13 protein-coding genes are annotated in these 13995 nt (G+C 71.6%); 5 read left to right on the top strand and 8 right to left on the bottom strand.

What is annotated here, in order from left to right:
• Positions 1–26: 26 nt before the first annotated feature.
• Positions 27–1709 (bottom strand): urease subunit alpha, encoded by a 1683-nt coding sequence (locus tag ACGFYQ_RS06590; RefSeq protein ID WP_393740937.1) that lies wholly within the window; start codon positions 1707–1709, stop codon positions 27–29.
• A 47-nt stretch (positions 1710–1756) separates the two neighbouring features.
• Complete coding sequence (ureA, locus tag ACGFYQ_RS06585; RefSeq protein WP_393740598.1) at positions 1757–2467, bottom strand: urease subunit gamma; 711 nt, start codon at positions 2465–2467, stop codon at positions 1757–1759.
• 157 nt (positions 2468–2624) lie between these two features.
• Between ureA and ACGFYQ_RS06580 the strand changes: the two genes are divergently transcribed.
• Positions 2625–4052, top strand: coding sequence for a cytosine permease (locus ACGFYQ_RS06580; protein ID WP_393740596.1), 1428 nt, complete (start codon positions 2625–2627; stop codon positions 4050–4052).
• Positions 4053–4120: 68 nt separating this feature from the next.
• Here the strand turns inward: ACGFYQ_RS06580 and ACGFYQ_RS06575 are convergent, their stop codons facing one another.
• The 5 genes from ACGFYQ_RS06575 to ACGFYQ_RS06555 form a co-directional block, all read right to left on the bottom strand.
• Positions 4121–4435 carry an antibiotic biosynthesis monooxygenase family protein gene (locus tag ACGFYQ_RS06575; RefSeq protein WP_393740594.1) on the bottom strand — a complete coding sequence of 105 codons (315 nt, stop codon included), beginning with the start codon at positions 4433–4435 and terminating at the stop codon, positions 4121–4123.
• 64 nt (positions 4436–4499) lie between these two features.
• Complete coding sequence (locus ACGFYQ_RS06570) at positions 4500–5585, bottom strand: branched-chain amino acid aminotransferase (RefSeq protein WP_393740592.1); 1086 nt, start codon at positions 5583–5585, stop codon at positions 4500–4502.
• Positions 5586–5811: 226 nt separating this feature from the next.
• The gene (locus tag ACGFYQ_RS06565; protein ID WP_393740590.1) at positions 5812–6852 is read right to left on the bottom strand and encodes a 3-isopropylmalate dehydrogenase; all 1041 of its coding nucleotides are present in this window, start codon (positions 6850–6852) and stop codon (positions 5812–5814) included.
• Between the two features lie 92 nt (positions 6853–6944).
• Complete coding sequence (locus ACGFYQ_RS06560) at positions 6945–7076, bottom strand: hypothetical protein (protein ID WP_362393953.1); 132 nt, start codon at positions 7074–7076, stop codon at positions 6945–6947.
• A gap of 260 nt (positions 7077–7336) precedes the next feature.
• Positions 7337–8221 (bottom strand): LysR family transcriptional regulator, encoded by an 885-nt coding sequence (locus ACGFYQ_RS06555; RefSeq protein WP_393740587.1) that lies wholly within the window; start codon positions 8219–8221, stop codon positions 7337–7339.
• Positions 8222–8322: 101 nt separating this feature from the next.
• On the opposite strand from ACGFYQ_RS06555, the gene ACGFYQ_RS06550 reads away from it, so the two are divergent.
• Complete coding sequence (locus ACGFYQ_RS06550) at positions 8323–9336, top strand: NADP-dependent oxidoreductase (protein WP_393740585.1); 1014 nt, start codon at positions 8323–8325, stop codon at positions 9334–9336.
• A 119-nt stretch (positions 9337–9455) separates the two neighbouring features.
• Positions 9456–11486, top strand: coding sequence for a phosphocholine-specific phospholipase C (locus tag ACGFYQ_RS06545; protein WP_393740583.1), 2031 nt, complete (start codon positions 9456–9458; stop codon positions 11484–11486).
• On the opposite strand, the gene ACGFYQ_RS06540 is transcribed toward ACGFYQ_RS06545, so the two are convergent.
• Positions 11487–12023, bottom strand: a complete 537-nt coding sequence (locus tag ACGFYQ_RS06540) for a GNAT family N-acetyltransferase (protein ID WP_393740581.1) — start codon at positions 12021–12023, stop codon at positions 11487–11489.
• A gap of 256 nt (positions 12024–12279) precedes the next feature.
• Between ACGFYQ_RS06540 and ACGFYQ_RS06535 the strand changes: the two genes are divergently transcribed.
• The gene (locus ACGFYQ_RS06535; RefSeq protein ID WP_393740579.1) at positions 12280–12981 is read left to right on the top strand and encodes a nitroreductase family protein; all 702 of its coding nucleotides are present in this window, start codon (positions 12280–12282) and stop codon (positions 12979–12981) included.
• 46 nt (positions 12982–13027) lie between these two features.
• On the top strand, positions 13028–13951 hold the full coding sequence (locus tag ACGFYQ_RS06530) for a zinc-binding alcohol dehydrogenase family protein (RefSeq protein WP_393740577.1): 924 nt from the start codon (positions 13028–13030) through the stop codon (positions 13949–13951).
• Positions 13952–13995 lie beyond the last annotated feature (44 nt).

Genomic DNA, 13995 nt, shown 5'->3' with positions numbered 1-13995 from the left:
CTAACGGGCTTACAAGCTGTGCTTGCTCACAAGAAGTACAGGCGGTTGAGGGAGACCGAATCGGCCGCTTCGGAGCGCAGCGGTTCCCCGTCGAGGGAGACGAGGCCGCTGCGCGCGTCCACATCGACCGCGCCCACCCGGGAGTTGAGGAGCAGGTCCTTCGGGCCGATGCCGCGGGTGCCGCGGACGGCCACCCGGCGCCGGCGGGTCGGCATCTCGTCGGAGCCGAGCGCGGCGGCCGCGGCGGAGACGAAGGCGACGGAGATGTCGGCCGCGGTGGCCCCGTACGAGCCGAACTGCGGTCCGAGGACGAGCGGTTCACAGGTGTCGGTGGCGGCGTTGGGGTCGCCGGTGACCCCGTACGCCGGGAAGCCGGACTTGAGGACCAGCTGCGGCTTGGCGCCGAAGAACTGCGGGCGCCACAGGACGATGTCGGCGAGCTTGCCGACCTCGATGGAGCCGATCTCGTGGGCCAGGCCGTGGGCGATGGCGGGGTTGATGGTCAGCTTGGCCATGTAGCGCAGGACGCGGGCGTTGTCGTCGCCCTCGCCGTCGCCGGCCAGCGGGCCCAGCTCGCCCTTCATCTTGGCGGCCATGGCGAAGGTGCGGCGGATGGTCTCGCCCGCGCGGCCCATGCCCTGGGCGTCGGAGGAGGTGATGCCGATCGCGCCCAGGTCGTGCAGGACGTCCTCGGCCCCCATGGTGCCGGCGCGGATCCGGTCGCGGGCCATGGCGGCGTCGCCCGGGAGGTCCGGCTTGAGGTCGTGGACGGAGACGATCATGCCGTAGTGCTCGGCGACCGCGTCCCGGCCGAAGGGCAGGGTGGGGTTGGTGGAGGAGCCGATGACGTTCGGCACGCCCGCCATCTTCAGGACGTTCGGTACGTGCCCGCCACCGCAGCCCTCGATGTGGAAGGCGTGGATGGTGCGGCCGTCCAGGACCCGCAGGGTGTCCTCGACGGAGAGGCACTCGTTGAGGCCGTCGCTGTGCAGGGCGACCTGTACGTCGTACTCCTCTGCCACGCGCAGGGCGGTGTCCAGGGCGCGGGTGTGCGCGCCCATGTCCTCGTGGACCTTGAAGCCGGAGGCGCCGCCCTCGGCCAGGGCCTCGACCAGCGGGGCCGCGTCCGAGGAGGAGCCGCGGGCGAGGAAGCCGATGTTGACGGGCCAGGCGTCGAAGGCGTTGAAGGCGTGCTTCAGCGCCCACGGGGAGTTGACGCCGACGCCCCAGACCGGGCCGAACTCCTGGCCGATGACCGTGGTGACGCCCGCGGCGAGCGAGGCCTCCATGATCCGGGGGGAGAGCAGGTGCACGTGGGTGTCCACGGCGCCGGCGGTGGCGATCAGGCCCTCGCCGGAGACGATGCTCGTGCCGGTTCCGACGACCACGTCGACCCCGTCGAGGGTGTCGGGGTTGCCGGCCCGGCCGATGGCGTGGATGCGGCCCTCGCGGATGCCGACGGAGACCTTCCGGATGCCCAGGACGGCGTCGATGACCAGCACGTTGCTGATGACGACGTCGCAGGTCTCGCGGACGGCGGCGGCCTTCAGGTGCAGGCCGTCGCGGGCGGTCTTGCCGAAGCCGGCCAGGAACTCGTCGCCGGGCTTCTGGGCGTCGGACTCCACCCGCACGGTGAGCCCGGAGTCGCCGAGCCGCACCCGGTCACCGGCGCGGGGGCCGAAGACGGAGGCGTACTCGTGCGGGTCGATGTGCCGGCTGCCGGGCGCGCAGTGATCGCTGTGGGGGGTCTGGCGGCTCACGCCTGTGCTCCTTCGCTACCGGTGTCGCGTACGCCGAGGTAGCCGCAGGCGGCGGCCCGGCGCAGGGCCTCTTCCTTCGCGCCGGGCGCGTCCAGCGGCCCGTCCACCAGGCCCGCGAAGCCGACGGCGATCCGGTCGCCGCCGATCGGGACCAGACCGACCTCGCCCCCGCCGTGCGGGTCGAACCGTACGGACGAGCCCGCCGGCACGCACAGCCGCATGCCGTAGGCCGCGGCGCGGTCGAAGTCGAGGCGCGGGTTGGCCTCGAAGAAGTGGAAGTGGGAGGTGACGCTCACCGGCACGGCGGCGGTGTTGCGCACGCTCAGGTGCAGCACCGGCTCCGGCTGGGGGACGCCGGGTCCGGGGACGACCGCCCCGGGGGCGTCGTCGCCGAGCGGTACCGCGCCCCGGATGGGGGACGAGACCACCGCGAGCCGGGAGCCGTCGTCGAAGACGGCCTCGACGTGCACCTCGGTGACCACGTCGGCCACGCCGGGCAGGACGTCGTCGGGGCCCAGCACGCCGCGGGCCTCCTCGATGGCCTCCGCGAGCCGCTTGCCGTCGCGCGCGGCCTCGCAGACCGTGTCCGCGATCAGCGCGGTGGCCTCCGGGACGTTGAGCTTCAGGCCCCGGGCCCGCCGGGCCCTGGCCAGTTCCGCAGCGCTGCGGAGCAGCAGCCGGTCGCGCTCCGTAGGGGTCAGCCGCACGCCGATCCACCACCTCTTGAGTCGATGGGTTAGAGCATCACTCTAACTCTTCATTTCGTTGCAGGGAATCATTGACCTGGGAGCAGGGCTTGAGTCACATTGAGTGTCGCTCAAACAAATGCGCAACCATCCCCCGCCCTGCCAAGGGAGTCCCCCCATGCCCATCGAACAGCGCGGAGTCGACACCATCCCCGAGGAGGAGCGGACGAGCGGTCCCCGTGACCTGATCTCGATCCTGCTCGGCTCCAACCTCTGCCTCGGCGTGATCGTGTTCGGCTGGCTCCCCCCGTCCTTCGGGCTGGGTCTGTGGCCGTCGGTCACCGCCATCGTGACCGGCACCCTCGTCGGCATCGCCTTCACCGCGCCGCTGGCGCTGGTCTCCCTGCGGACCGCCACCAACCTCTCCACCTCCAGCGGCGCGCAGTTCGGCGTCCGCGGCCGTCTCGTCGGCTCGGTGGTCGGCCTGCTGCTCTCGCTCGGCTACACCGCGCTGACCCTGTGGATCGGCGGCGACGTGATGGTCGGCGTCCTGTCCCGGCTCACCGGGCTCCCGGACACCGGCGTGTCGCGGGCCGTGATGTACGGCGTACTGGCCGCGTGTACCGTCGTCGGGGCCGTCTTCGGCTACCGGCTGCTGCTGCGCATGAGCAAGATCCTGTCCATCGGCATGGTGGTCCTGCTGGCCGTCGGGCTCTTCGCCTACGCCCCGGACTTCACCGCCGTCGCGCCGCCGGACACCGAGTACCTGCTCGGCTCCTTCTGGTCGACCTGGCTGCTCGCCGCCGTCGCCGCCGGGCTCAGCGGGCCCGTCGCCTTCATCACCCTGCTCGGCGACTACACCCGCTACATCTCCCCCCGCAGGAACAGCTCCCGCAAGGTGTTCTGGGCCACCGGCCTCGGCCTGCTGGTCGGCCTGCTGATACCGCAGCTCTTCGGCACCTACACCGCGCTCGCCGCCAAGGCCGGCGCCGAGTACGCCGGGCCGCTGGTCGAGGCCGCGCCGTTCTGGTACCTGGTGCCGCTGCTCGCCGCCGCCGCGGCCGGTTCGGTGGGCAACGCCGGCCTGATGCTCTACTCCATGGGCCTCGACCTCGACGCGATCGTCCCCAGGGCCACCCGCACCACGGCCACCGTCATCGCCGCGGCCGTTGCCACCGCCTTCGTCTTCGTCGGCTCCTTCGAGTGGGACGTGCAGTCGGCGATGACCTCGTTCGTCCTGCTGCTGACCGCGATCGGCACCCCGTGGGCCGTGATCACCCTGATCGGGTACGTGCGCTGCCGCGGGCAGTACGACGCCGACGCCCTCCAGGTCTTCAACCGCCGCTCGGTGGGCGGGGTCTACTGGTACCGCGGCGGCTGGAACGTGGCCGCCACCGCCTCCTGGGCCGTCGGCGCGGGCGTCGGCCTGCTCGCCGTGACCACCCCGTTCTACGAGGGCCCGCTGCTCGCCCTGACCGGCGGCCTGGACTGCTCCTTCGTCCTCTCCGGCCTGACCGGCGGGCTGGTCTACACGGCCCTGACCGCCCGCTCCGCACCGGCGGCCGTTCCCGCCGAGGAGCCGGAGCCGGTGGCCGCGGCCGCCTGAATCGCCCCGTACGTACGCAGGGCCCGCCTCCCTTGATCGGGAGGCGGGCCCTGCGTACGTACGAGCGTCTACGCGTCCACCGCTCGCGCCAGTGCGAAGCCGCCGCCCTGCATGTCCTCGCACAGGGCGCGGCAGCCGCCGAAGTGCTCGGCGAACTCGGGCTTGTCCTGCCAGGCCTTCATCGCGTCCACGTCGCGCCAGGAGGCGAAGGACACGTAGTGGCCCGGGTTGCCCAGGTCACGGATCAGGCGGGCGAACAGGAAGCCCTCGTTCGCTTCCTTGGTCCAGGTCAGGAAAGCCGTCCAGCGGTCGGCGAACTCGTCTTCCTTGCCCTCGGAGACCTTCCAGTTCCCGGAAGCCCAGTAGCTGCTTGCCTCGGACATCGCACACCACCTCGGTACGGGCCCCACTCCAGGTTAGGCCCGTACCGATCGGTCGCATCCGGGCTCAGCCCAGCGGGTGCATCCAGCCGTGGTGGTCGGCCGCGTGGCCGGTCTGGAGTTCCAGCAGGGCCTTGCGCAGCCGCATGGTGACCTGGCCCGGCTGACCGTCGCCCTGGGTCCAGTCGGCGCGCTCGGACTTGACCGAGCCGACCGGGGTGATGACGGCGGCGGTGCCGCAGGCGAACACCTCGGTGAGGGTGCCGTTCTCGTTGTCGCGCTTCCAGTCCTCGGTGGTGATCCGGCCCTCCTCGGCGGTGTAGCCGAGGTCGCGGGCGATGGTGAGGAGGGAGTCGCGGGTGATGCCGGGAAGCAGCGAGCCGGTGAGCTCCGGGGTGACGATGCGGTCGCCGTACACGAAGTACAGGTTCATCCCGCCCATCTCCTCGATCCAGCGGTGCTCGACGGCGTCGAGCCAGACCACCTGGTCGCAGCCGTGCGAGGCGGCCTGGGCCTGCGCGACGAGGGAGGCCGCGTAGTTGCCGCCGGTCTTGGCGGCGCCGGTGCCGCCCTTGACGGCGCGGACGTACTCCTCGGAGAGCCAGACGGAGACCGGCTTGACGCCGCCGGGGAAGTACGCGCCGGCGGGCGAGGCGATGACGATGAAGAGGAACTCGTTGGCCGGGCGGACGCCGAGGCCGACCTCGGAGGCGAACATGAACGGCCGCAGGTACAGGGAGGCCTCGCCGGAGTCCGGCACCCAGGCGCGGTCCTGCTGGATGAGGGCGTCGCAGGCCTCGATGAACAGCTCGGTGGGCAGCTCCGGCATGGCCATGCGGCGGGCGGAGGCCTGGAAGCGTTCGGCGTTGGCCTGCGGGCGGAAGGTCGCGACGGTGCCGTCGGGCTGGCGGTAGGCCTTGAGGCCCTCGAAGATCGTCTGCGCGTAGTGCAGCGTCATGTTCGCCGGGTCGATCGCCAGGGGCGCGTACGGGACCAGCTCGGCATCGTGCCAGCCGCGGCCCTCGGTCCACTTGATCGTCACCATGTGGTCGGTGAAGTGGCGGCCGAAGCCGGGGCTGGCCAGGATCGCCTCGCGCTCCGCGTCGGACAGCGGGTTCGAGGAGGGCTTGAGCTCGATCGTGGGCGTCGTCATGAGTGCTTGTCCTTCACCGGTTGTGTATGGCGGACCGCGCTCACGGCGTACTAGGACGTCCGAGCTTCCCCGCATTCCGCGGCCTCGCGTTCGATTATCGCGCGCACGGAGGCTTCGGAGAAGCGGGGGTTGCGGCCCAGGGGAGATGGTGGCACCCGGGGCCGCACAGGGAAAGCCGCCGGGTCCCCTATCCGACCCGACGGCTTCCTGGAGTGGTGCTGCCGGGTCAGCCGGCTACGCGCGCGGCAAGGGCGTCGCCGATGGCGTCGGTGGAGCGGAAGGTGCCGTCACGCTCCGCGAGGTCGGCGGAGACCGCGTCCTCGATGCGGACGGCCTGGGCCTCGTACCCCAGGTGGCGCAGCAGGAGGGCGACCGAGAGGATCGTCGCGGTCGGGTCGGCCTTGCCGGTGCCGGCGATGTCCGGGGCAGAGCCGTGTACGGGCTCGAACATGGACGGGAAGGCGCCGGTCGGGTTGATGTTCCCGGAGGCGGCCAGGCCGATTCCGCCGGTCACGGCGGCGGCCAGGTCGGTGAGGATGTCACCGAAAAGGTTGTCCGTGACGATGACGTCGAAGCGCTCGGGCTGGGTGACGAAGAAGATCGTCGCGGCGTCGACGTGCAGGTAGTCGGTGGTGACCTCGGGGTACTCCTGGCCGACCTTGTCGAAGATGTTCTTCCACAGGTGGCCGGCGTACACGAGGACGTTGTTCTTGTGGACCAGCGTCAGCTTCTTGCGGGGGCGTGCGTTGGCCCGCTCGTACGCGTCACGGACCACGCGCTCCACGCCGTAGGCGGTGTTGAGGCTGACCTCGGTGGCCACCTCGGCGGGGGTGCCGGTGCGCAGCGAGCCGCCGTTGCCGGTGTAGGGGCCTTCGGTGCCTTCGCGGACCACGACGAAGTCGATCTCCGGACGGCCGGCCAGCGGGGTGGCGGTGTTCGGGAAGAGCTTCGACGGGCGCAGGTTGATGAAGTGGTCGAAGGCGAAGCGGAGCTTGAGCAGCAGCCCGCGCTCCAGCACGCCCGACGGGACCGACGGGTCGCCGATGGCGCCCAGCAGGATCGCGTCGTGGTGCTTGAGGGCTTCGAGCTCCGCCTCCGGGAGGGTCTCACCGGTGCGGTGCCAGCGCTGGGCGCCGAGGTCGTACTCCTTGGTCTCCAGCTTCACATCCTGGGGCAGGACCGCGGTAAGGACCTTGAGTCCCTGAGCCACGACTTCCTGGCCGATGCCATCACCGGGGATCACTGCGAGATTGATGCTGGTCGACATGGCGAAACCGTACTCCCTGTCCCAGCCCTCAGACATATTGCGTCCAGCATTTGGACCAACGCGAACGCAACACGTCCGGGCCGGGCGTCGGCTCAGTGGCCGGTCGAGCCGCCGTTGTCACGGCGGTCGAGGGCCCGCTGGAGGGCCGCGGCGGCGTTCTTGCGGTCGGCGTCGGCGGAGGAGGAGTGGCGGACGCGGCGGACGGCAGCGGTGGTGGGGGTCATGTGGATCGACTCCTTGAGATCACGGCGTGGCGAAGCCACGGATGAGGGGTTCCTTCAAGGCGCCGGAAGAGGCGGGGAGCGGTGCGCCGCAGGGGTTGCCTGCCAGGGGCGCGCGCTCTCGACCGCCATTCGCCTGATCGGCGAGACGTTCGGCTTCTACAAAGCTAGGGCAGGTCCCGCTGTATGTCTCCGCAATTACTCGGACTTCCTACTATCTGAGACGCCGAACCCACCGGAAAGCGGCTCACATGGCTCCGTTTTCAGCTGCCCTCGGAACGAAGTTCCCTGATCAGAGCCCGGACAACGAGGGTCGAAGCGGATTCCGGTGTGGTGACGTAGCCCACGCGCCTCATCGGCCCCCGCGGACCCAGACCGGTGATGTCGACGGCTTCGGTCGCCTCCCGGAGGGACAGCTCGGGCATGATCGCCATGCCGAGGCCGCGGCCGACCATGGTCAGCACCATCGCGTCGTCCTCCGCCTTCACGGTCGCCCGCGGGATCCAGTCCTGCGCCTGCCACCAGGTGCGCGTGTAGGAGCCGCAGTTCTCGTCCCAGTCCATCAGGGGCAGCGCCTTCGGGTCGGGATGCCCGGCCGGGTGCACCAGGGAGTACGCCTCCTCCACGAGCACCCCGCTCAGCAGGCCGGGCGGTATCCCCTGCGCCACGCCCAGGGTGGCGATGCCCAGGTCGGCGCGGCCGGCCGCCACCTCCCCGGCCGTACCGGGGCCGATCTCGCGCACCACCCGGACCTCGGGGCGGATGCCGGGGTGGCGGGCCGTGAGCCGGTCCAGCGCGGGCGGCAGCAGGTGCAGGGCCGCGCTGCGGAAGGCGGCGATCCGGAGCACGCCCTCGACCGTGTCCCGATGCGGCGCGCCCCGGCCGGCGCCGCGCACCTCCGCGCCCATGACCTCGTACAGCCGAAGGATCCTGCGCGCGTGGCCGACGGCCCGCTCCCCCGCCGGGGTGGGCGAGGCCCCGGTCCGGCCGCGCTCGAAGAGGACCGCGCCCATCTTGGCCTCGCTGCCGCGCACGGAGTGCGAGACGGCCGACTGGGTGACGCCGAGCGCGGCGGCCGCCGCGGAGAAGCCGCCGGACTCGGCGACGGCGACCAGGATCCGCAGTTCCTGCGGGAGGAGTTCGGACATCGGGGCCCCCACCTCGTTCTATGAGCGTCGTTCATGGATGTGCGGCTTTCATGAGCGCAACCCCCTGCCCGGCCCCGGGATTCCTTCCTAACGTCTGGGACATGACCACGAACACCGCTTACGCCGTCCACCAGATCGCCCGCCCCAGCGGCTTCCCCGCCGCCACCGACTTCGCCTACGCCTCGTATCCGGTCCCGGAGCCGGGACCCGGCACCGCCCTGGTGGAGAACCTGCTGCTCTCGGTGGACCCGTACCACCGCGGGCTGATGGACGGCGGCGAGGACGGCTTCGAGCTGGGCACCCCGCTCGAAGGCCGCTCGGTGGGCCGCGTGATCGCCTCCCGCGACCCCGGCCTGGCGGAGGGCGACCTCGTCTTCCACCGCGAGGGCTGGCGTACGCACTCCCTCGTCACCCTCGGCGCGGCCGGAACGCGCAAGCTGCGCGGCCACGGGGGCGTCCCGCTGGAGGCCCACCTCTCCATCCTCGGCGGCACCGGCCTCACCGCGTACGCCGCCCTGACCCGGACCGCGGCCCTGCGCGAGGGCGAGGACCTGTTCGTCTCGGCCGCCGCGGGCGGGGTCGGGGTGGCGACCGGCCACATCGCCCGTCTGCTCGGCGCCCGCCGGATCATCGGCAGCGCGGGCTCGGCGGCCAAGGTCCGCCACCTGACCGGGAACCTCGGCTTCGACGCGGCCTTCGACTACCACGACGGCCCGGTCGGCGAGCAGCTCGCGAAGGCGGCTCCCGAGGGCATCGACGTGTACGTGGACAACGTGGGCGGCGACCACCTGGAGGGCGCGATCGACGTGCTGCGCGAGTACGGGCGGATCGCCTGGGTGGGGGCGATCTCGATGTACAACGGCGACCGGTCCCCCGCCGCGCCCCGCAACCTCTTCGAGGTCGTGCACAAGTCGCTGCGCCTGGAAGGGGTATTGGTTCGCAACCACACCAATCTGCAGGACGAGCTTGAGGACTTCCTCGTCCCTCATCTGCGCAGTGGCCGGATCGGCACGGATACCACCGTTGTGCAGGGATTCGACCACACCGTGGACGCCTTCCTGGGCATGCTCCGGGGCGACAATCTGGGCAAGATGCTCGTCCGGGTCGACGGCTGATTCCAGCCACCCGGATGTTCACCGATTTCTTACTGCACGGATGTAGACCTTTGGCGCCCCTCCCGCCACTCTTGCCGACAATGTGCCAGCGGGGCACTTGAGTTGGAGGCGAGGGTCCAGTGACACCGATCAGCCGAAGAGGATTCGTGGGAATCGGCGCCGGGCTCGTGGCGGGGGCGGCCCTGCCCGCCGTCGCGCCGACGACAGCGGCCGCGGCCGCCGCGACCGGCACGATCACCGATGTGAAGCACGTGGTGATCCTGATGCAGGAGAACCGCAGCTTCGACCACTACTTCGGAAGGCTGAAGGGTGTCCGCGGCTTCGGCGACCGCGCCGCCGGCAACATCCCCGGCGGCTGGGGCATGTTCAACCAGCCCAACTGGGGCGGCCGCCAGTACCCGTGGAAGCTCTCCGCCACCCCGCCGGCGGGCGGGGTCGACGGCGAGACCCTGGCCCAGTGCAACGGCGACCTCCCGCACAGCTGGACCTCGCAGCACGCCGCCTGGAACAAGGGCCGGATGGACAACTGGGTCACCGGCGTCGGCAACACCCGCACCCTCGGCTACCTGGACCGCGGGGACATACCCTTCCACTACGGGCTCGCAGACAACTACACGATCTGCGACGCGTACTTCTGCTCCACGCTCAGCGCCACCGGCCCGAACCGCACCTTCCTGTGGAGCGGCAAGATCGACGCCTCCAGCAAGGACGGCGGCGACGAGTCCGGGCTGACCTGGGAGACGTACGCGGAGGCCCTCCAGCGCGCCGGCATGAGCTGGAAGGTCTACCAGAACGCCCAGGACAACTACGGCGACAACGGTCTGGCCTACTTCAAGAAGTTCACGGACGCGGCCCCCGGCAACCCGCTGTGGGACCGGGGCATGGGCTCGGTGCCCAAGGTCACCGGATCCACCCCGGACGACATCGCGGCCGCCATCCGCGCGGACGTCGTCGCCGGCACCCTCCCCCAGGTCTCCTGGGTCGTGGCGAACGAGGCCTTCTCGGAGCACCCGTACGCCCCTCCGGGCGACGGCGCGCACTTCGTGGACCTGGTCTACCGCGCGCTCGCCGCCGATCCCGAGGTCTTCGACTCCACCGTCCTCTTCCTCAACTACGACGAGAACGACGGCTTCTTCGACCACGTGCCGCCGCCGGTCGCCCCGCCCGGCACGCCGGGCGAGTACCTCGACGGCACCCCGATCGGCCTCGGCTTCCGCGTCCCGATGATCGTGATGTCGCCGTGGACGCGCGGCGGCTGGGTGAGCTCCGAGGTCTTCGACCACACCTCGGTCCTGCGGTTCATGGAGAAGTGGACGGCCGCCCTCGGCACGCCCGCCACCTGCCCGAACATCAGCGCGTGGCGCCGCAAGGTGACCGGCGACCTGACCGGCGTCTTCGACTTCGCGCACCCGGTCTACGGCGTCCCCGCGGGCCTCCCCTCCACGGCCAAGGTGATCGGCCAGGCGACCTGCGGCCCGCTGCCCAACCCGGCGCCGCAGGACAACGCCCTCCCGGCGCAGGAGCCCGGCACGCGCCCGGCGCGGGCCCTTCCGTACCAGGTCAACGGCAACCTGGACCGCTTGGAGTTCGGCGCGGCCGGCAAGATCCTGGCCTGGTTCTCGATGACCAACCAGGGCGCCGAGGCGAAGCAGGCCGCGCACTTCTCGATCCACCCGCACCAGTACCGGGACACGGCGGCCTGGCAGTACACGGTGGACGCCGGTGCCACGTCGACGGACTACTTCAACATCGGCACGGGCTACGGGTCCGGCAAGTACGACATCTCGATGTACGGCCCGAACCGTTTCCTGCGCCGCTTCCTCGGCGACGCCACGAAGCCCGGCAAGGACCTGGAGGTGGCGGCCCGCTTCGCGGTCGAGCCGGGCACGGGCAAGACGGCGGTCTACTTCAAGATGACCAACGCGTCCGCCGCGGCGGTCACCTTCACGATCCGCTCCAACGCCTACCGTACCGACGGCCCGTGGACGTACACGGTCCCGGCGAACTCCTCGCGCGAGGACTACTTCAACGCGGTGGCGTACAACAACGGCTGGTACGACTTCACGGTCCTGGCCGGCTCCGACGGCACCTGGTCCCGCCGCTACACGGGCCACATCGAGTCGGGCGCGGCGAGCATCTCGGGGTCGTAGCTACAGGACGTCCCCGTTCCGCCAGTCGAAGTCGAGCCGCCCGGCCGGGTCCGGAAGGGCCCCGCCGGGCGGCACCCACACGTAGGTGCTGCCCTCCTCCTCGGGGAGCCGCTCGGGTCCCTGCGGGCCGAGCACCCCGATCGGCCCTCCCCACACCGCCCACCCACGGCGCTCGTACAAGGAGGCTCCGTCCTCGGACGCCGACAGCGCGCCGAGCACATAGGCCCGTCCGATGACCGCCTCCAGCCCGGCCATGACGGCGCTCCCGATCCCGCGCCGGCGCCGGTCGGCCCGTACGCCCACCCCCTCGACGTACCCGACCCGCAGCGCCCGCCCCCGGTGCACGACCCGCCGCTGCACGACGCTCCCGTGTCCGACGAGTTCCCCGCCCTCGCGGACCAGCACGTGCATCCCCCCGAGCCCGTGCTCGAAGTCCTCGTCGGAGAAGTCCCCCTCGAACGCGCCGTCGAGGAGGGCCCGGATCTCCCCGAGCTCCCCCTGCTCCAACTGCGAGGTGTGCGCGGTCCGCGTGCCCATCACTGCTCCAGCCAGTCGGTGTACCAGGTGCGGAAGTCCGGACTCTCGGGCACGCGGCTGCGGCTGCCGGTCCTCCTGCCACTCCGCCTCCGCGGCCCCGTCCTCATCGGCGTCCGCACGCGGGGTGATCGGGGGCATCAGCCCGTACCCGGGACCGTACCAACGCACGCATTGCGGACGCGAGGTGGCCTGGGCCGCCGGGAATCGGCCGACGTGGCTCTGGCGGTCTGGACCATTGCCTCGGCAGACTCGACGCATGTCGCCCGATACCCAGCAGTGGACCCCCATCCACGGCCTGCCGTACCGACCCGCCGCCTACCGGCCCGCGCGGATGCCGAGCGGGGAATCCCTCGCCCGCGCCGCCGAGTTGCGCGCCCGGATGGACGAGCGGCGGACCGTGCGCCACTTCTCCCCCGACCCCGTGCCCGAGCAGGTCGTCCGGGACGCCGTCGCGTGCGCCGCGACCGCCCCTTCCGGTGCGCACCAGCAGCCGTGGACGTTCGTCCTCGTCAAGGATCCCGCGGTACGGCAGCAGATCCGCGCCGCCGCCGAGCAGGAGGAGGCGCTCTCCTACGACGGCCGCCTCGGCGACGAGTGGCTGGCGGCCCTGCGCCCCCTCGGCACGGACGCCGTGAAGACCCACCTCACGGACGCCCCGGCCCTGATCGTGGTCTTCCAGCAGCGCTACTGGCTCGGCCCGGACGGCACGAAGCGCAAGCACTACTACGTCGACGAGTCGGTCGGGATCGCGGTGGGCATGCTCCTGTCCGCGCTCCACCTGTCCGGCCTGGCGGCCCTGATCCACACGCCGAGCCCGATGCGCTTCCTCTCCCACGTCCTGGACCGCCCGGAGAACGAGAAGGCCTTCGCGGTGATCCCGGTCGGCTACCCGGCGGACGACTGCGAGGTCCCGGACCTGCGCCGCAAGTCCCTGGACCAGGTCATCGTCGAGGTCTGAGGGGCTACCGTGGGGTCTTCCACAAGATCGACAACGGGAGGTCCCCTTGCTCCGCATCCGCTACGAGGTCAACGGCGGCCCCGAGGTCCTCTTCGCCGAGCAGGCAGCCGTGCCCGAACCCGGGGCCGGGGAGCTGCTGGTCCGGGTCGAGGCGATCGGGGTCACCCTGCCTTCGGTGCGGAAGGTGCGGGAGGGCAGCGAGCCCATACCGCTCGGCGGGGAGGTGGCGGGGACCGTGGCCGCGCTCGGCGAAGGGGCCGAGGGCTTCGGCCTCGGCGACCGCGTCACCGGACTCTGCTTCGCGCACGCCTACGCCGAACACGCCGTCGTGCACACCGCCATGGCCTCCCGGATCCCCGACGGGGCGAGCGCCGTCGAAGCCGTCGCGCTGGTCCGCAGCGGGCTGGTGGCGCGCGGTGCGTACGAGGCGGGGTGCGTCCGGCCCGGCGAGTCGGTCCTGGTGACGGCGGCGGCCAGCGCGGTCGGCACGTACGCGCTCCAGTACGCCAGGGCAGGCGGGGCGGGGCGGGTGGTCGCCGCCGTCGGGAGCGCCGGCAAGGCCGGCTTCGTACGCGGCCTCGGCGCCGACGAGGTCGTGCTGTACGAGGACGCCGATCGGGGTGCCCCGTACGACGTGATCCTCGACGGCGTCGGCGGTGACCTGCTCGCCCCGGCCGTGCGGACGCTGGCGACCCGGGGTCGGCTGGTGGCCTTCAGCTCCGGCGGCGGCACCGTCGAGGCGTACGAACTCCTGGTCCGCGGCGCGTCGGTGATCGGCTTCCAGATGCGGGCCCTCGCCCTGGGCGAGCCCGAGCTGTACGACCGCTGGCTGCGCGAGCAGTGGGACCTCCACCGCTCGGGGTCGCTGCGGATCGCCGTGCACGGGGAGATCCCGCTCGCCGAGGCCGGGCGCGCGCACGAGCTCATCGAGAACCGGCGCAACCTCGGCAAGGTCGTCCTGGTGCCGTAGCGCGCCGGAAACTGGAACCGCCCCCGCTCCGGACTTGGGGGTAC

This window comes from Streptomyces sp. NPDC048258 (assembly GCF_043201995.1).
GTDB lineage: Bacteria > Actinomycetota > Actinomycetes > Streptomycetales > Streptomycetaceae > Streptomyces.
The sequence above is the reverse complement of the archived record's forward strand: the minus strand, read 5'-3'. Positions and strand labels throughout refer to the sequence as shown.